Source organism: Mitsuaria sp. PDC51, assembly GCF_900113225.1.
Classification (GTDB): Bacteria; Pseudomonadota; Gammaproteobacteria; order Burkholderiales; family Burkholderiaceae_C; genus Roseateles.
Window position 1 is genome coordinate 395,022 of record NZ_FOZE01000001.1, and the last position, 20,228, is coordinate 415,249.

General features: G+C 63.5%; 21 protein-coding genes. 16 read left to right on the forward strand and 5 right to left on the reverse strand.

Features of this window, described 5'->3' with window-relative positions; genetic code table 11:
- Positions 1-7 precede the first annotated feature (7 nt).
- From BM393_RS01745 to BM393_RS01765, 5 genes are all read right to left on the reverse strand, one after another.
- Entirely contained in the window at positions 8-1,366 is a 1,359-nt protein-coding gene (locus tag BM393_RS01745; protein WP_091720832.1) for a GH1 family beta-glucosidase, read from the reverse strand.
- Between the two features lie 88 nt (positions 1,367-1,454).
- The gene (locus tag BM393_RS01750) at positions 1,455-2,327 is read right to left on the reverse strand and encodes a carbohydrate ABC transporter permease (RefSeq protein ID WP_254783170.1); all 873 of its coding nucleotides are present in this window, start codon (positions 2,325-2,327) and stop codon (positions 1,455-1,457) included.
- A 12-nt stretch (positions 2,328-2,339) separates the two neighbouring features.
- Entirely contained in the window at positions 2,340-3,275 is a 936-nt protein-coding gene (locus BM393_RS01755) for a carbohydrate ABC transporter permease (RefSeq protein ID WP_091720835.1), read from the reverse strand.
- Between the two features lie 15 nt (positions 3,276-3,290).
- Positions 3,291-4,568: an ABC transporter substrate-binding protein gene (locus BM393_RS01760; RefSeq protein ID WP_254783171.1), complete on the reverse strand. Its 1,278-nt coding sequence runs from the start codon at positions 4,566-4,568 to the stop codon at positions 3,291-3,293.
- 244 nt (positions 4,569-4,812) lie between these two features.
- Complete coding sequence (locus BM393_RS01765; protein WP_091720842.1) at positions 4,813-5,835, reverse strand: LacI family DNA-binding transcriptional regulator; 1,023 nt, start codon at positions 5,833-5,835, stop codon at positions 4,813-4,815.
- Positions 5,836-6,077: 242 nt separating this feature from the next.
- Here BM393_RS01765 and BM393_RS01770 point away from each other — a divergent pair, with 242 nt between their 5' ends.
- The 16 genes from BM393_RS01770 to BM393_RS25560 all read left to right on the forward strand — a co-directional run bounded on the left by BM393_RS01770 (position 6,078) and on the right by BM393_RS25560 (position 20,217).
- Positions 6,078-6,299 (forward strand): hypothetical protein, encoded by a 222-nt coding sequence (locus tag BM393_RS01770; protein ID WP_091720846.1) that lies wholly within the window; start codon positions 6,078-6,080, stop codon positions 6,297-6,299.
- Positions 6,300-6,384: 85 nt separating this feature from the next.
- Positions 6,385-6,756, forward strand: a complete 372-nt coding sequence (locus tag BM393_RS01775) for a hypothetical protein (RefSeq protein ID WP_091720875.1) — start codon at positions 6,385-6,387, stop codon at positions 6,754-6,756.
- A 9-nt stretch (positions 6,757-6,765) separates the two neighbouring features.
- Positions 6,766-7,167 (forward strand): hypothetical protein, encoded by a 402-nt coding sequence (locus BM393_RS25030; RefSeq protein WP_217648372.1) that lies wholly within the window; start codon positions 6,766-6,768, stop codon positions 7,165-7,167.
- A 24-nt stretch (positions 7,168-7,191) separates the two neighbouring features.
- Positions 7,192-7,587, forward strand: a complete 396-nt coding sequence (locus BM393_RS01785; RefSeq protein WP_141225196.1) for a hypothetical protein — start codon at positions 7,192-7,194, stop codon at positions 7,585-7,587.
- A 100-nt stretch (positions 7,588-7,687) separates the two neighbouring features.
- Positions 7,688-11,032: an FG-GAP-like repeat-containing protein gene (locus tag BM393_RS01790; RefSeq protein WP_175538149.1), complete on the forward strand. Its 3,345-nt coding sequence runs from the start codon at positions 7,688-7,690 to the stop codon at positions 11,030-11,032.
- Positions 11,025-15,050: an AHH domain-containing protein gene (locus tag BM393_RS25920; RefSeq protein WP_091720892.1), complete on the forward strand. Its 4,026-nt coding sequence runs from the start codon at positions 11,025-11,027 to the stop codon at positions 15,048-15,050. Before BM393_RS01790 ends, BM393_RS25920 begins: the two co-directional genes overlap by 8 nt.
- A 5-nt stretch (positions 15,051-15,055) precedes the next feature.
- Entirely contained in the window at positions 15,056-15,613 is a 558-nt protein-coding gene (locus tag BM393_RS25035; protein WP_404932582.1) for an imm11 family protein, read from the forward strand.
- A gap of 139 nt (positions 15,614-15,752) precedes the next feature.
- The gene (locus BM393_RS25040) at positions 15,753-16,076 is read left to right on the forward strand and encodes a hypothetical protein (RefSeq protein ID WP_141225198.1); all 324 of its coding nucleotides are present in this window, start codon (positions 15,753-15,755) and stop codon (positions 16,074-16,076) included.
- A gap of 59 nt (positions 16,077-16,135) precedes the next feature.
- Positions 16,136-16,489: a hypothetical protein gene (locus BM393_RS25045; RefSeq protein ID WP_141225199.1), complete on the forward strand. Its 354-nt coding sequence runs from the start codon at positions 16,136-16,138 to the stop codon at positions 16,487-16,489.
- Positions 16,490-16,510: 21 nt separating this feature from the next.
- On the forward strand, positions 16,511-16,882 hold the full coding sequence (locus BM393_RS01800) for a hypothetical protein (protein WP_141225200.1): 372 nt from the start codon (positions 16,511-16,513) through the stop codon (positions 16,880-16,882).
- A 40-nt stretch (positions 16,883-16,922) separates the two neighbouring features.
- A complete protein-coding gene (locus BM393_RS01805; protein WP_091720900.1) occupies positions 16,923-17,288 on the forward strand; it encodes a hypothetical protein in 366 nt (121 codons plus the stop codon).
- A gap of 87 nt (positions 17,289-17,375) precedes the next feature.
- Complete coding sequence (locus tag BM393_RS01810) at positions 17,376-17,765, forward strand: hypothetical protein (protein ID WP_141225201.1); 390 nt, start codon at positions 17,376-17,378, stop codon at positions 17,763-17,765.
- Positions 17,766-17,775: 10 nt separating this feature from the next.
- A complete protein-coding gene (locus tag BM393_RS01815) occupies positions 17,776-18,132 on the forward strand; it encodes a hypothetical protein (RefSeq protein ID WP_091720906.1) in 357 nt (118 codons plus the stop codon).
- A 195-nt stretch (positions 18,133-18,327) separates the two neighbouring features.
- Entirely contained in the window at positions 18,328-18,714 is a 387-nt protein-coding gene (locus tag BM393_RS01820; RefSeq protein WP_141225202.1) for a hypothetical protein, read from the forward strand.
- 71 nt (positions 18,715-18,785) lie between these two features.
- On the forward strand, positions 18,786-19,595 hold the full coding sequence (locus tag BM393_RS01825) for a hypothetical protein (RefSeq protein ID WP_091720914.1): 810 nt from the start codon (positions 18,786-18,788) through the stop codon (positions 19,593-19,595).
- A gap of 10 nt (positions 19,596-19,605) precedes the next feature.
- Positions 19,606-20,217: a hypothetical protein gene (locus BM393_RS25560; RefSeq protein ID WP_091720918.1), complete on the forward strand. Its 612-nt coding sequence runs from the start codon at positions 19,606-19,608 to the stop codon at positions 20,215-20,217.
- The last annotated feature ends 11 nt before the right edge of the window (positions 20,218-20,228 follow it).

Genomic DNA, 20,228 nt, shown 5'->3' on the forward strand with positions numbered 1-20,228 from the left:
CTCCCGATCAAGCCTGGCGCGCCGCGCGCCGCGCCAACACGAAGTCGCGGTAGGCGAGCGCGCTGTCCTTGGGCGTGCGCCGCTGCGTCGCGTAGTCCACATGCACGATGCCGAAGCGCTTCTCGTAGCCCGAGGCCCATTCGAAGTTGTCCATCAGGCTCCACACCATGTAGCCGCCCATGGGCACGCCCTGCGCGATCGCGTCGCCGACGGCGGCGATGTGCGTGTCCAGGTAGCGGGTGCGGTCGTCGTCGTGCACGCGGCCGTCGGCGCCCACCGGATCGGGGAAGGCGCCGCCGTTCTCGGTCACGTACAGGCGCTTGGCCGCCGGGTAGTCGCGATGCACGGAGACCAGCAGGTCGGTGAGGCCCTGGGGGTAGACCTCCCAGCCCATGTCGGTGAGCTCCAGGCCGCCGGTCTTCGGGTCGAAGCTGTTGTCCGCGCTGGCCATGCCGCGCGAGTAGTAGTTGATGCCGACGAAGTCGATGTGCACGCGGATGCGGTCCATGTCGCCGGCCTCGACGTGCGGCGCGTCATCGCCCAGGTGCTCGATCACGTCCTGGGGATAGTGGCCGTTGAACAGCGGGTCCATGTACCAGCGGCGCAGCTTGCCGTCCTCGAGCCGGGCCTTGGCGCGGTCCGCATCGGAGTCGGTGGCGGGATACATCGGGGCCATGTTCAGCACGATGCCGAGCGAGGCCTTGAGCTGCAGCTCGCGCATCGCGGTCACGGCCAGGCCGTGGCTGAGCAGCAGGTGATGCGAGACCTGCGCGGCCAGGCGGCGATCCTTGAGGCCGGGTGCGAAGACGCCGGTCTCGTGGCCGAGTTGCGCGACCACCCAGGGCTCGTTGTGCGTGGCGATGGAGACCACCTTGTGGCCCAGCCGCTTCGCGATGCCGACGGCGTACTCGACGAAGCGCTCGACGGTGGCGCGGTTGCCCCAGCCGCCGATGTCCTGCAGCGCCTGCGGCAGGTCCCAGTGGTTCAGCGTCAGGTAGGGCTTGAGGCCGCGCGCCAGCAGGCCGTCGACGAGCCGCTCGTAGAAGGCCAGGCCGGCTTCGTTCCACTCGCCGTCGCCCGTCGGGCGCACGCGCGGCCAGGACACCGAGAAGCGATAGGCCTCGACGCCCAGGTCCCGGATCATGTCCAGATCCTGCTCCCAGCGCGCGTAGTGCTCGCAGGCGACGTCGCCGCTGCTGCCGTCGGCGATCACGCCGGGCTGGCGGCAGAAGCTGTCCCAGATGGACGGGCCCTTGCCGTCGGCGTCATGGGCGCCCTCGATCTGGAAGGCGCTGGTGGCCACGCCCCAGACGAAGTCGTCGGGAAAGCGCTTGGCGGAGGCGGTCGGCAGGGTGGAGGATGACATCGGAGCAGGCGTGCTTATGGTTGTTGGAGGGCGGAAGGCGAGAGGCTGAAGGCGTGATGCGATGCGATGCGCTGCGATGCGTGGCGCGTCACTTCACCGCGCCGACGGTCAGGCCCGAGATGAGCTGCCGCGAGCACAGGACGAAGAGCACGATCAGCGGCAGCGTCGCGATGGCGGAGCCGGCCATCAGCGCGCCCCATTCGGTGTCGACGGGGCTCTGCAGCGAGCGCAGCGCCAGCGGCAGCGTGTACATGTCGGGCGAGCGCATGACGACCAGCGGCCCGATGAAGTTGTTCCAGGACGAGATGAAGGTGATCAGGCCGAGCGTCCCCAGCGCCGGCTTGAGCAGCGGCAGCACGATGCGGGCGTAGATGCCGAGCTCGCCGCAGCCGTCCATGCGCGCGGCCTCGACGAGCTCGCGCGGCACGGCCGAGGTGATGAACTGGCGCATCAGGAAGATGCCGAAGGCGCTGGCCGCGCCGGGGATGTAGAGCGCGCGCGGCTGATCGATCCAGCCCAGCAGGTCCATGATCATGAAGCTGGGGATCATGTTCATGAAGCTGGGCAGCAGCATGGTGCCCATGACGAGGCCGAAGAGCGCCTTCTTGAAGCGGAACTCGTACATCGCGAAGGCGTAGCCGCCCATCGAGCAGAACAGCAGCGTCAGGCCGGTGTTGCACAGGCCCACGTAGAGGCTCAGGCCGAGGTTGCGCCAGAAGGGCAGGCGTTTGGTGAGGATGTCGACGTTGTTCAGGAAGTCGTTGCCGAACCACATCGGCGGCGGCAGGCTGAAGATCTCGGTGCGCGAGTGCGTCGCGAAGACGAACATGAAATAGAAGGGCGCCAGCATGATCAGCGCCCCGGCGCCCACCAGCAGGTAGGCGGCCCAGGCGGTCATGCGCGGCGGCTGCGCGGCGCGCGGCGCAGTGGCGTCGAGGGAGGCAGGCATCGTGGTGCTCATGGCGCGGCGTCCTCAGTCGTCCTTGCGCCGGAAGGCGCGGTTCGTCAGCCACGTCAGCGCGGCCACGATGAAGAACAGCAGCCAGGACATCGCGCTGGCGGCGCCGAAATCGTTGAAGTCGAAGGCGTTGCGGTAGAGGTAGACCGCGGCGCTCATGCCGGCCTGGTCGGAGCCGCCCTTGCCGCCGGTGAGGATGAAGGGTTCCTCGAACAGCTGCAGACCGCCGATGACGCTCAGCGTCACGCCGAAGAAGATCATCGGCCGCAGGCTGGGCAGCGTGATGTGGAAGAACTGCTGCACGCGGCTGGCGCCGTCCATGGTCGCGGCCTCGTAGAGATCGGGCGGGATGGTCTGCAGCGCGGCCAGGTAGAGCACGACGTTGAAGCCGACGTAGCGCCAGAAGACGATGGTCGAGATGGCGGGCTTGAGCGCGTCGGGATCGTTGAGCCAGTCCACCGCGGCCTGCGGCATCAGCTGGCCCAGCAGCGGGATCTCGCGCAGCGTCGCGATGGCGAGGTTGATCAGGCCGTAGTCGGTCGAGAACAGCGAGCTGAACAGGATCGCGATCGCGACGGAGGAGGTGATGTAAGGCAGGAAGTAGGCCCCGACCATCGGGTTGCGCCAACGCTTGAAGGCGATGTGCAGGAAGGTGGCGAGCGGAATTGCGACCAGGTGCTGCGGCACGCCCGAGGCGATGGCGAGCCAGCCGGTGTTGCGCAGCGATTTCCAGAACCACTCGTCCTGCAGCGCGAAGGCGAAGTTGTCCAGTCCGACCCAGTGCATCGCGCCCAGGCCGCTGGTCGGCTCCCAGCTGTGGAAGGCCAGGTAGAGCGAGAACAGCAGCGGGAACAGCCCGAAGACCACGAACAGCAGCAGGAAGGGCGCCAGCAGCGCGTAGGGCGCGTAGCGGGGCGAGAGGCGCAGGGCCGGCGGGAGTCGGAAGTGCATCGTCGTCGTTCCGTGTCAGCGTCGCGCGCGTTGCTGGAGCAGCCGCTGCGCATCGGCGAGCGCGGTGGCGATGTCCTTGCCGCGGTCCAGGACCTTGTCGAGCTCGGTGTCGATGACCTCGCGGGCGAAGGCGTCCTGCTTGTGGACCGGGAAGGCGCGGATGTGGCTGGCGGCATCGCGCCAATCGCGGCGGGCTATCTGGCCGCCGAGGAAGGGCAGCGGCTGGTCGTAGAAGGCGTCCTGCTGCGCATCGACCAGCGCGGGGAAGGCGTCCTGCGCCTTGAAGGCCGCGAGCTGCTGCGCGCGGTTCATCGTCATGAAGCGGATGAAGGCGTAGGCCATCGGCTTGCGGGCGGCGTCGCCATGACGGGCCATCGCGAAGAAGGTGCCGCCATAGGCGGCGAAGGCGCCCTCGGGCAGCTGCGCCGCGCGCCACTTGCCGCGCGTGCCGGGCGCGAGCCAGGTGTTCAGGTGGCCGGCCAGCCAGGCGCCGGACATCTGCGTGGCGATGCCGCCGCGCTTGAAGCCCTCGGTCCAGTCGGAGGACCAGGCGGTGACCTTGGCGTCGAGCTGCTGGCGGCGCACGGCGCGCGCCAGCTCGAAGGCGCGGACGAAACGCGGCGAGGTCACCAGCGGCCGCGAGTCCTTGTCGAAGTAGAGGCCCTCGCCCGCTTGCAGGCCGGTGCGGATGAGGATGTCCTTCATGTCGCGCGCATGCGCCATCAGGTAGGCGCCGGTCGAGGCCTTGAGCTTCACGCCGGCGGCGACGTAGCCCTCCCAGCTCCGCGTCAGGTCGGCTTCCTTGAGGCCGGCGCGGGCCAGCAGGTCGGCGCGGTAGAGCAGGGTGCCGGGGCCGATGTCGGTGGGGACGGCCAGCACGGCGCCGGCCGGGGTCGTCGCCTGGTCGAAGGCGTAGCCAACGAAGCGCGCGCGCTCGCGGCCGAGCTCATAGGGCGGACGGGACAGGTCCTCGAGCCCGGTGCCCTGCGCGAATCGGCCGAGGTAGCCGATCTCCAGCGCCATCACGTCCGGCAGGCCCTTCGCGGTCGAGAGCGCCGTCGTCATCGCGGTGTGGTGGTCGTTGAGCTCGCGGCTCACGATCTTCACCTCGATGTCGGGATGCAGCTGCTTCCAGGCGGGCAGGGCGGACCGGACGATCTCGTCGATGGCGGGGAACGCGGCAACGGTGAGCGTGGTTGTGGTCGTAGGTGCAGGCGTGGGCGCGGGCGTGGCGGTCGCGCCGACCGGCTGCGCGGCAACGCCTGACCCCGCCTGGATCAGGGTCAGGGTCAATGTCGCCGTGGATAGCCATCGGGCCCACTGCCGCATGCTTTGTGTCTCCGTCGTGGTGTCGTTATGAAAGCGCTTTCATGATATCGGTCGTCAGAGCGGGAACGTACCAGGGTTATCGCTAGTGAGTCGGCTTCGCGTCGCCCCTGCCCGCAAGTGGGAGGGCGTAGGAAGGGCATGAGCATGACACCCTCTCCCGCTTGCGGGAGAGGGCAGGGGTGAGGGCCAGCGTCCTCACGCAGTCCGCTCAGACCGCCCGCGTGGACGATCGAATGATCAACCGCGGCTCCGGAAGCTGCGTCGTCGGCGTCTTGTCGGCCAGCAGCTCCAGCAGCGCCTGCGCCGCGCAGCGTCCCAGCTCGAGGCCGGCCTGGTGGATCGTCGTCAGCGGCGGGATGCAGTGCGCGGCGCCGGCCAGGTCGTCGAAGCCGACGATGGAGACGTCCTCCGGCACCCGCAGCCCGCGGCGGTACAACGCCAGCGAGGCGCCGAAGGCCATCTGGTCGTTGGCCGCGAAGATCGCGGTGAAGGGCTCGCGGCTGTCGATCAGGCGCTCGGCGGCCATCACGCCGCTGTCCTCGTGGAACAGGCCGGGCAGCACCAGCGCCGGCTTGTACTTCACGCCTGCCGCCTCGAGCGCGGCGCGATAGCCCCTCAGGCGCTCCTGCGCGTCGGGGTGGACCGGGTCGCCGGCGATGAACGCGATCTTGCGATGTCCCAGCGACAGCAGATGATGCGTCGCCAGGCGCGCGCCCTCGAAGTCATTGAAGTTCAGCGCATGCAGGCTGGGCGCCTTCAGGCTGCGGCCGGTCACGACGACCGGCAGCTCTTTCGCCAGCTTGCGCAGCGACTCGTCGCTGAGGCGGCCGGTGAGCACGATGATCCCGTCGACGCGGCGCGAGCGCAGCGTGTCGATGCAGCGCTGCTCTTCCTTGGCATTCCAGTGCCCGCTGGCGAAGAGCGGCACGAAGCCGGCGGCGTCGAGCACCTCCTCGATGCCGCGCAGCGCGACGCCGTAATAGGGGCTGTCGATCGCCTGCGTGACGACGCCGACGCTGAGCGAGCGCCCGCCGGCCAGCACGCGCGCGATGGGGTTGGGGACGAAGCCGAGTTCCGCGATGGCGCGGTCGACGGCGTCCTTCTTCTCCTGGCTGACGACGGCGGTGCCGTTGAGGATGCGCGAGACGGTGCTCGGCGAGACCCCGCTGGCCTCGGCCACCATGCCCAGCGTCACCTTCGATGACGGGCGGGCGGACTTGGAGCTCTTCATGGGCGGGATGGCGTTGTCGTGGGCGCGGGCGAGTTTAAGGGACGGGCGACAGTGGGGAGCGGCGGCGTGAGAACTCGGTGACAAGTGGCCGAGCGAGGGCATTGGTGGGCGTCCGCATCGACAAATGGGTAGCTTGCGGGTAGCCTCGCGGCCCAGCGCATGGCGTGAGCGATGCGGACCGGACGCCCAAGCAGCGTGACGAGTCGACCAATAGAGAGATAAGGATCGAGGGAGAGGGAATCATGAGGAAGCTGGCAAGGCTGCTGGCCCTGGTCGTGGCTGCGTCATTGCCGATGCAGTCATTCGCGGCCTACGAATGCAACGTCAATCTGCAGCACGTGCTCGTTTATGGCAACGGGGCCGTGAACGTCCTGCACAGCGGCCGTGGCGACTACACGGTGGTCTTGCCGACGTATGGCGAGGCGCCTGTGCCCAGGTACATCGGCGAGATTCCGACGCCCTGAGGCGGCTCGGCGCCTCGCCCGGGATTTGGTCGCGGCATGGCCCGGCGTCCCGCATCTACCAAACGTGACTCCTCAAGGATCAAGCATGAAGAAGATGACTACGCTGAAGGCCAGCGTCTTGACGGTGTGTCTTGCGGCGGCCGTCTCCGGCGCCTGGGCAAGGGAGAAGGTGACCATGATCGCGGCGGGCACGCCGGTGCAATTGCGCGCTCATTCGAGCAATCACGAAATCGCGAAGGTGCACAGGATGCAAATGCTCTTTGCGCCTGGGCTGGACGACAACTGCACCAGCGTCTATCTGTACTCGGATACCGACGTCGTGCTGTATGCCACGCTGCTGAAAGCCGTGACTTCGAAGCTCTCGTACAAGCTGGTCTATTCCATCGAAACCGACACGCGCGGCCCTTGGGGTGATCCCCAGTCATGCATGCTGACGTCGGTCACGATCCATCAATGAGACATGCGGTTGAGCGTGAGAAGCGGTGCTGACATCGGTATGAATGGATTCGGCGGGCGTTGGTTGCGAAGCGTTGCGGGCGTTGTGGCATTGACCGTAGCGCATGGTGCCGCGATCGGAGAGACGCAGGTAACCGGCCAGGTCAACCTCATGCGCACTCATGACGCGGCGAGCATCCCCGGCTGGCCAGCACCAATGTTCTGGTTCACCTTGAAGGGACTCACCGCGGCCGAGAACTGCGGGAAGTTCTCCAACGGCGAAGTGCTGTTCGTCGGACGCGATCTTCAAATGATGGCTTTCGTGATGTCGGCCCTGGGGAAAGGGCACAACGTGACTGTGGGCGTCGACGGGCTTGAGACGGCGAATGGCTTCTGCGTGGCGCGACATGTGACAGTCAGCAAGCCGGTTTGAGCGGCTGAAAGGACAAGGATGAGAGTGGAGAAGTGGCTTCGGAATCGGCGCAACTGCGGGCTCCTGGTCGTTGGCTTGCTCTCGCAAATGGCCGGTGGGTCGGCTTTTGCGGCGGAGGGCTACGTCGGTCCTGTCTATCTCGACAGCGTCGGCGTTCAACAGATTCCAGGCGTGACGGCCCACAGACCGGGGAATCTGGAAATCAAGATTCGCGATGGGTTCACGGTACCGAAGGGTGTGAACTGCGAGAGCGTGTACATCACGACTCGTAAGGAGAACGATGCGGACAAGCGGATGTTTGCGCTGTTGACGGCGGGTCATCTGGCCGGACGGCCCGTCAAGCTACAGATCTCGGACGATCCAGCGCTTCAGGCGTTTCCAGGGCGATGCAGCTTGCTGTGGGTGGAAGTGATGCCTTGACGGTGTGGTGATCAGGCGTAGAAGCGGAGCGCGAAGCGACCCTGTGCATGACGGGGGCGCAAAAGCGGGTGTCCATAGAACTCGAATGAATGGTGTGTCGATGAAGATGAATGGTCTGGGATGGGGGGCTGCGGCGGGGATCGCGCTGTTAATCGCGCCGACTTGGAGCGGCGCTGCGGTCTCTGTATCGCCTAGTGGACAGCCGGGTTACAGCATCAAGGTCGAGACCCCGCCCGGCCGCGGGCCTGCGCCGAGCGTCTCGATCAACTACTCCGGAGCTCGGAATGGCGTGGTCGGCGCGGGCTGGACACTGAGCGTGGGCTCCCAGATCACGCGATGTGCGGGCATCAAGGCGATTGATGGCATGCCAGGCACGGTCAACTTCGACGTGACCGACAAGCTCTGCCTGAACGGCTCTCGGCTCATTGCAATCGACAGCAACGGAAATCCAGCGACGGGACTCTCTACTCGAGACGCAGAGGGGATGACCTCTCTTCCTTTCAAAGAATTCCGCGTAGAAGCGGACAGCCGCACGCGCGTGCGAGCCTATGGCGTCGCCGGTGGAACGGTGGAATCCGGCCCCTTGTACTTCCAGGTCTGGCACGCAGATGGCGGGCGATCCATTCTCGGACAGGGCCCTGCCGATGCGGGCAGCCGATCTGTCGTCTATGGCACCGCGTCCATACACGCCAGCAAGGCCATGACTTGGCTGGTATCTGAGACGCTCGACAGAAGCGGCAATAGCGTCCGCTTTTTCTACGACCAGCCGTCGTTCGCTGTCGGCATGGCCATCGGGACTTCCGACGGATCCTCGTCATTCGGCCCAGACGTGTCGATCAAGGAGATTCAGTACGGCCCCGGCAACAAGGTGGTCTTCTCCTATTCGGATCGGCCTGCGACTGCGGGCGCGCGAGACGAAACGGTCTATCGCACCAATAAATCGGTGACTGTCCGGCTGCTCAACGCCATTTCCACTTATGTTGGCGCGCCCTCGGACTTGGGAAATGTGACTGGCGCTGTGCACGTTCGCACCACACGACTCTCCTACGACACCGGCTCGGTGAGCGGCCGCCCTCGGCTCAAGGACGTACGCACGTGTTCCACGCCGACGGGCAGTAAATGCCTTCCGGCGACGTCCTTTACCTATACCGAGGGCGGACCGGTTTCCTATTCGGAGGTCCCCGGAATTAATCTGCCGGCGAGCCTCTATGTAGCGGGAGCAGGCACATACGCGCTTGATGTCGATACCGACGGAAAGATGGATTTGCTGAAGGTGAGCACCAGCGGCTCGCCACTGAACGTCATTTACCGGAGCATCGGAAATGGACAGTTCACGCAGATGGTCGATCCCGTACTCGCAAATGAGCGACTCGCCACCGAATTTTGGCCGTCGGACTGTCGCATTGATCTGCTCGTGCGCGATTTCAACGGGGACGGTAGGCCCGATATTTACCGCTTTGTCAATAAATACGAGTTCTCTGTCGGTGAGAATCCGTGTCCGGCACTTGTGTCAGCGCTCTTCCTGAATACGCCGACGGGATTCGTGAAGCGGAGCGTGGCCGGCTTCCCCCAGCGCTACCGAGAATGGTTCCCAGATTTTAGTTATACCGACGAAGGAAATAGCCCCTATAAAGGTTGGGGAGATGCTGAAAACTTCTACTTTCTAGACTTGAATGGCGACGGAATTCTGGACGTGGTCTATTCTCGTCTAGGCGAAAAGGACTATCGCGCGGCCACATTCGACCTCTGCCCGTCGCAGCAGTGCACGCAGGCGTTCCTCGGTAATGGCGAGGGCGCGTTCACTGAGATCTCAACCAATCTCGCACCGTTCCCACTAGTCCAAAAGGGCTACACCGGGCTGGGCGGCTCAGCGACGTTCGATATGAATGGCGATGGAATCGCCGATTTGCTCGTCACAGATCCGCGAGGGGAGATTTACAGCGGCAACTACCCGGCGAACACTCTCCTGGGTGATGTGGCGATCTCGCGTGGTGACGGGAACTTTGACTTTAAAGCGTCTCCGAATCGGGGGGCGGCCATCCTTTCCGCAAATTCGGTCGATTATCAGGGCGACGGCCAATCTGAATTAAGGGTGACATTCGGTGATCTGAATTCGAGCGGGGCAGCGATTTATGGCCTTCCGGATCCAACGTACGCTCTCTTTCCGACTCCGCAGTGGAAAGACTCGACGCTGTCGTCGGGTGATCGACCGACGATCGGTGGCGGATTCCCAGTGTCGCTGGATTTCAACGGTGATGGGCGGGTCGATTCCCTGTTCCTCGTGCCGTACTACGACCCGCGCGAAGGATTCGAGCGCTACTACGAGGCCTTCATGTACGTGGCCAAGGGCGAAGCGTCAAATCAAGATCGGGCCTTCAATATTCCCTTGAATCGACTTGGCAGCATGGGTGCCGGAACCGGGACCGGGAGCTACAAGCGTCAGATGTTGATCGGCAATTTCACGGGGAAATCGCAGGTGGAGATCTTGAGTCTTGGGGACGCAAGCAAGGGTGAGGCTAATGTGCTGTACACACCGAACTATCCGATCCCGCCGGACCGACTGTTGACTGTTCGGGAAGGGGTGGCGGGTGTCACCGAGATCACCTACCAGCCGGCGGCTGGCACGGACCGGGTAAGCATCGAATCGAACGTCGACTCTGACCAGATCGCCGTTCCACCATCCGGCGTGGTGGTCACGTCTTTGTCGAGTCCTTCTGGCATCCCTGGCCAGCCATCGATCACGGACTATTCCTACGCCGGGCAAAGGTTTGACAAGAATGGCCGCGGGCCCCAAGGCTTTCGCGTATTCAAGGCGCAGACCGACACACCGACGGGTCGAAAGGTGACAACAGTGACCCGGTTCGCACAGCGCTTCCCTTACACGGGCATGCCGCTGAGTTCAGCCAATGTGCTAGCCAGCCTCGCATCGACGGACCAAGGGCAGGTGCTTTCGCTCAAGGAGTACGCCTATTGCGACGCATCCAGCGACAGCGCCTCGCGCGACGCGTTGGTGGTGGGCTCAGGACTTTGCCCGGCGGTGTCATCGCGGATCAAACGCCCCTATACGCGCCTTAGTCGCTCCACCGGAAATGATCTGGACGGCTCTCCGCTTCCAAGCCAGACGATCACCAGCGATGTAAATGTTTTCGGATATACGACGGCGGTGACTACGGTCAATCTGCTCAACGGGCAGACCTATCGCAACGTCGAATCGACCACGTACCTACCAGACGATACCAACTGCACGTCGTCGACTGAGTGCCGATGGTGGATTGGACGCCCCGAGCGCGTTTCCGTCGCGAGGTCCGTACCGAACGTCTTGCCCACGACAACTGCCGGCAATGAGCCGTTGGCATCCAGTACCAGTGGCACTGTTCCAAACGTTCCTCAAGGCGTGAATCCTGCCGTGCTCTCCACCATTCTGCAGTTGCTCCTGGATGACTGAAGTCCGTCGAGTCGGTCTCTTGCCGGCCGCAGTCCGCTCCCATGGACGGACTCATTCAAAGAAGAAAGAAATTGGAATCCGCACCATGAGAAGTCAGGGAGTTCTCCTCGGAAAGTTGTCGCTTTTGTCGACCGCATGGCTCCTGGCCACCAGCGTCGCGACGGCAGACACGTCAACGGCGCCCGCAGACCCGTCGAACTACAGCCGGACGATCGTCAATGGCTACGAGGTGTCCACTGGCCGTCTCTCGTCGACCACTGTCGAACCGGACAATTCGAAGCTGTGCTTGAAGAGAGCGGTCACCTACGACGCATTCGGGAATGTCGACAGTCAGACGGTGTCTCACTGCGCGGGCGCGCCGGCAAGATCTCGAATCCAGCCTCGTACCGTGCTGGAGCATTTCGATGCTGCCAATCAATCACTGACAGTCAACGGTGCGACTGTCGTCGTGGCAATTCCAAGCGGTACCTTTGCGACCTCGGTGGAGAACTCGCTTTCGCATGTGCGCCGCACATCCTTCGACCCGCGCTTTGGCACGCCGGTACGAGTAGAGGAGCCGAACGGCGCAGTCTCTCGAACGGAGGTGGATGACTTCGGCCGGGTCGTGCGGCAGGTCGCACCCGATGGCACATCGCAGGTCTTGCTGTACTGCATATTGTCCGCAGCTGATTCCGATACATCCTCCAACAGTCCCGGCTGCCCGGTGGTGAGCGAGGCTGAGCGCCCCGCCATCGCCGTGACCTTCGTTCACAGTGAGCCACGTGACGCGCAGGATAGGAAGTCGGGCGCATTTGTTCGGAATTACGCCGACGCCCTCGGTCGCTTGATCCGCGTGGTCACCGAAAGCTTTGACGGTGCCTCACAACCTGGTGGGCGTTCTGGGGCGCTGGTAGCCTCGGATTCCATCTACTCGGCGCAGGGCGTCAAGCTCATTCAGACCCACGCATACTTCTTGGCGAGCGGGTCCAGCACCTTGCAGGGAAACCAGGACGTTCGGGTCACGGCTTTCGAGTACGACGATCTTGGTCGACCGGTGCGGACCTACGAGTCGAATCCCAGCGGTCGCCTGTCCCGGACTTTCGGCGGGGCGGCCTTCGGTTTCGGCAGCTACGGGAGTCGGACCGCGACACTGACCAGCCATCGCTACGCCGGAGCGACGACAGTGACGACGAATCCGAACGGACTTGAGTCCGCGGCAGAGCGTGATGGCATGGGCCAGGTCGTTCGTGTCACCGATGCTGGTGGCGCGCAGCTCGCGTATCGATACGGTGCCTTCGGCGAGCTGTTGCAAACTCGGGACTCGTTGCAGAACGTCAGCACGACTACCTACGACGTTCTGGGCCGAGCCGTGGTCATCGACGACCCGGACAAGGGAGTCTCTCAGAGCTGCCTCGACGTCCTGGGTCAGCCCAAGGCGACGCAGGACTCCAGACAGCGCGGAGGTCACAGCCTGAGTTCGTGCCCCGACGACGAGGCCATTGGTACGGCCGCCGTGGCACGAACGGGTTGGGTCAGCTACGCGTACGACGTACTCGGTCGGACTGCGGAGAAGAAGTCCGATAGTGATACGGCTCATTGGACGTATGACACCGGAACGGGCGCCTTGGGTCAACTGAGCCAAACGACGACAGCTCAGGGGGTGACGAAGAGGTACTTCTACGACGCGGTTGGCCGTCCGACCAGTTCTCGGGTCGACATCGCGCAGGGGCCCTCGTTCTCGACCTCTGTGGCGTATGACGCGGTCAGTGGCCGGCTCGCGACCGAGACGTATCCGACCGGCTTCAAGGTCGGCTATTCGTACACCGCACTAGGATTTCTGGCTGAGTTGCGTTCGAAGACGCCGATCAACTTGAGCCCGCTCCCTGCGACTGAGGGCGGTGCAATGCCGGCCGGCAGCTTTCTGCCGACTGACTCGGTGCTGTGGGCGCTGCGTCAGCAGGGCGCGGATGGGCGAGTCGAACAGTCGTCTCTGTCGAGCGGCGTAGTTGCGACGACGACGGTCGACCCCAATGGTCGGGTGACTGGGCAGAACGTCCGGGCTGCGGATACCTCGTCGATCGTCAGTTTCGGATATAGCTGGGACGAACTGGACCGACTGGCCTCACGCTCAGACAACATCGGAAATGGAAGTGGTGCTGTCAGCGAATCATTTGAGTACGACAAGCTGAATCGACTCGGCGCCTACACCGTTTCGTCGCCTGCGATTCAGAATCTTCAGCGGCGCGTTGAGCTCAAGTACAACGCGCTCGGGATGATGCTGTCGAAGAACGACGTTGGCAGCTATGTCTATCCGACACAGGGCGCTGGCGTGCGGGGACCTCATCGACCGGTCTCGGTTGCAGGTGGGTTATTGCAGCACGACTTGAATGGCAACGTGCTTTCTCGCTCAGGCGCGAAGTTCAATTCATTGACCTACAACGAGTTTGATCGCGTCGTGACCGCTTCCGGCTCGGGGGCTTCGTACAGCTGGTCTTACGATGAGTCCACCTTCCGAATCAAAGAGACGCGGAACGGATCGAATGGCAGTCGGACTATCTGGTACCTGCATCCAGACTCGGTGGGCGCCCTGGGCTACGAGCTTGAGACTTTAAACGGGGTCAATAGCCATCGACACTTCCTAAGCATTGGTCCGATACAGGTGGGCGTCCTAGCCAGCGTCGGCGACCTGCCGGCGCTGAATACGCAGCAAGTGGCGCCACCGGACCCGGGCGTGATGGCAGCCAACAAGCTCGAATACTGGCACCAGAACCATCAGGGCTCAATTGTTGCGACGTCGGATCAGTCTGGCACCGTCACTGCACGATATTCCTATGATCCTTTCGGCAAGCGCCGACAGATCGATGGGAACTATGACGATTACAACGGGTTGATCGTTGACTGGCGATCGAACGTTCGGGGTGGCACTGGGCGAGGTTTTACCAGCCACGAAGAACTGGACGATGTTGGCCTAATCAACATGAACGGACGGATCTACGACGATCAAGTCGGAATGTTCTTGCAGGTAGATCCGCTGCTGGGCGATCGGTTCAACACGCAAAACTACAGTGCCTATGCCTATGTGCTCAATAACCCGCTCAACGCAGTTGATCTTAGCGGATTAGATCCGCAATACACGGCAAGCAACCCCGGTTGCCCATCTACGCTTGGGCCCGCCGGTAGTTCTTGTCCGGTGGAGGTCATTAACGGCAAGCGCACGCCAGAGGACTCCTTACCCTCCGGCTCGACGTCTATCGAGTTGACACCTCGTGAAGCGTTCGCGTGGGCAGGTCGTTCCGAAACGGGTATTTCTCAATATGCCTGGGAGATGACGCTGGCAGCGAAACAGCGCAAGCCGTTTGTGCAGTCTTGTCCGAATGGTGATTGTCTGCGTCTTGTGGACAGCGCAATGAACGCGATGGGATCGTTGCCAGGGATGCAGATGGCGCAGTTCCTTTGGAGTTCCTTCAACTACGACACATTTGCCAAGTGGGGGCATATTAGTCTTGCGGGACTGGGTATGATCCCGGTCCTGGGTGCGTTGCCCGATGGAGTGGACTTTGCGTGGGTCGCGGTCGAGATGCAGTTTGGAAAGGCTACTGCGGCCGATCTGGCGCTTGCCGGATTTGCGTTCGGTGCGACTGCGGCACCATTGACCTTTGACGTTGCAGGGGGAGTGGCGAAGATTGCCTCCCGCATGGGCAGGGCAGCTCATCTAAAAAAACCGCAGATTCACCACATCTGTACCAATAAGAATTGCGTATCGCCTTTCTCCGGAGGGCCTTGGACCCCCCGCTTCAGGCAAATCTTTGATAAGGCCGGAATGAACTTGGACGACGCGCTCAATAAGATCGCTGTTCCTGGCCATAAGGGGCCACATCCACCGGAGTATCATCAGGCAATCTTCGACCGTCTCACCGCGGCGACGCGTGGCCTGAATGGCGACGCATATCGAGACGCCCTCCGACAGGAGCTGGGCGCGCTCGGTAGGGAAATTCAAACGCCCGGAACGATCCTTAATCACTTGGTTACAAATCCGTGAATGCAATGCGGTTTTATCGACTGATCGCAGATCCAGATTCCAGTCATCGATGGTTTTTGGATTCACCGAAAACTTTGTCTGGTGAGCAGGTGGATCCGAGAATCTTCACATATGGTTTCGCAGTGGAACCGCAGCCGCCGTTGGTGGTTCCGGTCGACCAAGATGGGGAACGTATTGGCTTCAACTTTGCAGCTTTTGATATGGTGGTCACTCCAGCTGCAATAAACGAGAAACTGGGGTCGCTTGCCGGTGCGGCCATTCAACGGTTTCCGGTTTTGACCGATTCAGACGAGGCGTTTGAGATTCTGAATGTTTGCGATCTTGTTGAGTGTCTTGACGAGACTAGGTGTCATGTGACGCGCTGGACCCCATCTGACGGAAGACCGGAGAAAATCGGTGAATACCGGATGGTGGTTGGCTTGAAGATCGATGCGAATCGCGCTGCAGGGCATCACATTTTCCGAGTGGCCGGATGGAGCATCGCGTTGATCGTCTCAGAGGATGTGAAAAAACTATTCGAAAATGCCGGCCTCTCTGGCGTTGTCTATCAGCGGGTGGATTGAGTGTGCTTCCCTGCAGAAAACAACATCCGACCAGTTCAGGCCAGTTGGGCTCAAGAACAGACACCGACTCTGAGCGGCGAGTGCGGTACGAAAGCTGAAATTTCATGCGACGCAAAGCATGTTCCGCAAACCATACTTAATGATCAAACAGCTTGCTCTTGTTGCCGGATTAGTCCTCGCCGCTTCCGCCAACGCCCAACAATGGGACGGCTCCAACACCGGCCAGATCACCACGATCGACGTGACCAATGCCGAGAACTTTGGATTCCGCGTTTATCTTGATGGCCGCCCCTTGTGCACCAATGGCCCGGCGTGGGCCTATCTCAACGGCTCCGACAGCAACTACAAGACCTACGTGTCACTGCTGATGATGGCCAGGGCCATGGACAGGCCGGTGCTGATCTATACCAGCAAGGACCAATACGGCTACTGCAAGATCGGCTATGTGTCGATGCAGGGCTGAGCGGATCTCGAGAATCCGAAGCCGAGTCGATGTCGCTTAGAACAGGGAGGATCTCATCAATGAAGCGCTCCACGAGAGCAGCGCTCACAGCGCTCGCGCTACTGGCGCACGCTGCGGCCGCCAACGCCACCATCGCATGCAAAGGTCAGATCGGCTATCTGGGCTACGACCAGAACGGTGCCGTTGTGATTGCCGCTGGCACCAACATCCATACGATTTGCAGCTCAACGGCGCAAGGAAACTTCCAGATTGGTGTGCAAGCCTGCAAGGGGTTCTATGCGACGCTGCTGGCCCACCGGTTGGCTGGAAAGCCGGTCACGATCTACTACAACGATCCGGCCCTGACCGCATGCTCGCAAATCGGCTCCTGGACGAATCAGTCCAGCGCCTACTTCATCGAGATGTCGGAATGACTCAATGAATGGAAATCTCCCGTGAAGCGCATCTACCTCGCGACAACTAGAACGATGGCCGCCCTTCTTGCGACAGGCTGCTTCACGCTCTCCGCTGTCGCGTCGAGCAACAACGGCTTGCACGACGTCCTTTCCATCAACCTTCACGACACCGGTCATGCGATCGTCAGCCTGAGCGGCGCCGACAACACCGAAGGTTGCGCGACGCCGGGCCATCGCACCCAGATCCTCATCGACAAGGCCGATCCTCGCTTCAAGACCATGTACGCCACCTTGCTCTTCGCGATGGGAAGCGGGAAGAAGGTGTCGGCGTGGGTCTCCGGCTGCCAGGACGTCTGGGGCGACGGTTCCATGCGCGTCCCGTATGCCCGAACGCTCGGCGTCGAGCGTTGATCCCGGGTCCGACCTTTGCAGTCACTTGGAAGAACCTCAAATGAACTGCGCCCAACGCGTCCTCCTCGCGACCGCCACAGTCTTTGCGCTCCTTGCGGGCACATCTGCGCGGGCGCAGGAATGGGTGACGCTTGAGTCCAGAGACCTGCTTCAGTACGAGCTCGCGCAGGCAAACACATTCAACAATGCGCCCGCAGGCCTTTACATCAAGCATCGCAGCGTGTTCTCGACCACATTTGCGTGCACCTCAAAGGACTTCTTGATGATCACGGGCGACGACCACGTCGTGAATCGCGCGTTGGCCAGCGTGATGCTGGCGATGACCACGGGCAGGACAATGAGGTTCTGGGTGATCGGCTGCCATGGCAATTACATCGAGGCGAAGAACCTCATGTTGATCAACTGACGCTTGCCTGAGCGCCGCCGTGGCGCTGGCGATTCAGAGGGACTGGCTTGCGACGCGATGCCAGCGATTTCGAGGAGGAAAAATGAGATGAAGATACATCGGCTCATTCACGGTTCGACGGCCGCCATGATCCTGGCATCGGCCGCCGCGCTATCAACGTCAGCGCTGGCCGCCGAAGGGGACGTTGGCCCCGTGCTGCTCGAAAGCGTGGGTGTGCTGGAAGTGGCCGGCGGCGGCTACCCGGCCGGCAGCATGGAGATCAAGATCCGCGGCGGCTTCACCGTGCCCAACGGCGTGGCCTGCGACAACTCGTACATCACCACCCTGAAGTCGACAGATGCCAGCCAGCGGATGTTCACGTTGTTGACCATCGCGCAGGTCAAAGGCAAGCCCGTGCGTCTGCGCATCACCGACGACCCTGCATTGCGGGCCTTCAGCGGACGCTGCAGCCTGATGTGGGTGGGATTGGATTCCTGAAGGACTGCATATGCACCGCCAGACCCGTGCCATCGCGCTCGTCCTCCTGCCCGCCTGCTCTGCTTCCTGCTGGGCCGGCAGTTCCAACCAACCGCAGGACGTTGTCAGCGTCGGCATGCACGACACCGGCCATGCCATCGTCGAGTACGCCGCCATCGCCCACACGGAAACCTGCGGCACGCCAGGTGCCGAGAAGCTGACGCTGATCGAGCGCACCGACTCGCGCTTCAAGTACCTGTACGCAACGGCGCTGGCCGCGTCGGCATCCGGGAAAAAGCTCAACGGGTGGGTCGACGGCTGTGTCGATCTGTGGGGTGACGGCCGTGTGCGGATTCCCAAGGTGGTGACCCTCGGACTGATGCGTTGAACCCGCGTGTCCTGGGTGTGAGCGGCAATCTTTCACGGCCGCGCACGCGTCGCTCATCCGCCACTTAGGGCATTCCTCTACCTGGCTGCGCGCCGTCCGAAATCTTTTGGCCATTGCGGCACGGTAAAGTCGCGCCCTGGCCATAGAAGAGCAGGGCCAGGCGGCGTGCCAGCGCCGCAGTCGAGGGAGGGATTCATGAGTTGTTCTGTCGTGCGCGCAACGGGCGCGCTGTGGCGGCCCGCGCGTGCCGCAGGGGTGCTGCTCGTCGTCGGCGGTGTGTTTTCCACGTTCGCGGCGGACGCCTCCATGCTCACCGGCCCGATCCAGGAGGTCTTCGTCAACGGTGGACCGGACACTGTGAACGGCGGTCAAAGCTGCTTCTCCGTGCCGAACCTCCCTGCCGCCTGCCGCGGGGTCATCGCCATCCCCAATCGCAACAAGGACCTGCTCGCGGCGGCTTTGATGTCGCGAGCCCGGGGCGGCGACTCCCTGGTGTACTTCGTGAACGACCCGGCAGCCTCTTTTCACTGCCCCGGCATCACCTTCACCAACTGTGCGGCCATCTCCGTCTCGGTGAGATAACCGGGAGCCCCTATGCATTCGGCAGCAGTTCCCGCCGGATCCCCACGTCCCGCCTCCCGTCCGTTCCAGCGATGCGCCTGACCTCCATCGATTGGCGTGCGCTGGCGGACCTTCCCACGCTTCAGCGGCGCCTTGTCCAGGCGCCGACTTTCGTCTGGGCCATCGCTGTCCTCGTGCCTCCGCTCGTTGCTGGCGGCTTCCTTGTGGCCGCGCGGCACGCCGAGCGCCTCGCGCTCTCACACGATCAAGCCACCCGCGCCGAACTCGCCCAGTTGCGCGCCAGAGTCGCCGCCGCGCCTCCCGCCGACTCATCGCCTTTTGCTCTTCGCCTGCCGCTGTCACAGCCCTCCGCCCGCGCCGTCGCCCATCTGCGCGAAGCCGCCGAGGCGCAGTCGGTCCTGGTCACCGCGATCTCCGCCGCACATCAGGCGCCGACCGGCACCACCCTCGGCCGCATGAGCCTCGATGTCCAGCTCCGAGGCAGCTACGTCGCCATCAAGACCGTGCTGGCCGATGTCCTCACCCGGGACGCCCAGCAGGCCGTCTTGCAGCAGCTCTCGCTGCGCCGCGCCAATCCGGCATCGCCTGCGGGCATGGCCGCGATGGGCGCCATGAACACGATGAGCGCCGCACGGCCGATGACCGGCATGACGACGCCCCCGGGCGGTGATCTGGAAGCGCGCGTCGTTGCGACCTGGCTGAGCCGCCCGCTCGCTGAGCCCGCCTCGACCTCCGCGCCGCAGCCACTGCCGGCGGCGAAGCCCGCCACGCAGGCCGCGTCCGGCGCGTCGGTTCCCGCCACTGCCGCTCCGGCATCGGCGCCCGCGCTCGCACCGTCGGCCGCCACTGCGGCTTATGCGGCCTCTGCGGCCCGTCGCTGAAAGCGCCCCGATGTTCAAGCGCGCTTCGACCCCACCCGCCACCTCGGCCGCCCCTGCGCCCGGTCTTCGTCCCGGCTTGCGCTGGGCGCTCGGCCTGAGCGCCGCGGCCAGCGCCTGGGCGCTGCTGTCGCCCGCTGACCCGCCCGTCGTCGCAGCCACCACGCCCCCGCTGTCCGGACAAAGCGGCCCCAGCACCCCCGCACCGCGCCCGCCCACCTCCGTCTCGACGGCGCAGACCCGTCCCGGCCAGGCGGCGCAGCCTCTGGCCGCGCTCCCCGCACGCCTGCCCGAGCACCCGCTCGAGGCCGCCGATCGCGACCCGTTCTCCATTCCCCAGCCGCCGGCGCCTCCACCGCCTCCGCCCCCGCCGCCCCCACCTCCGCCGCCACCTCCACAGGCGCCGCCGCTGAACTATCGCTACCTCGGCCAGCTCATCGACCCGCAGGGCCAGCGCAAGGTCTACCTCGCTCGAGCCGACAAGGACCTGCTCGTCGAAGCCGGCACCCGCCTGGACGAGGGCTATCGCGTCGAGGCGATCACCGACGACGAAGTCCGCCTCATCTACGACTCCCTGCAGCAGCGTGCCGTGATCCGCATTCCGCCGGCCGCGCCGTCGCCCTGATCCGCCTGTTC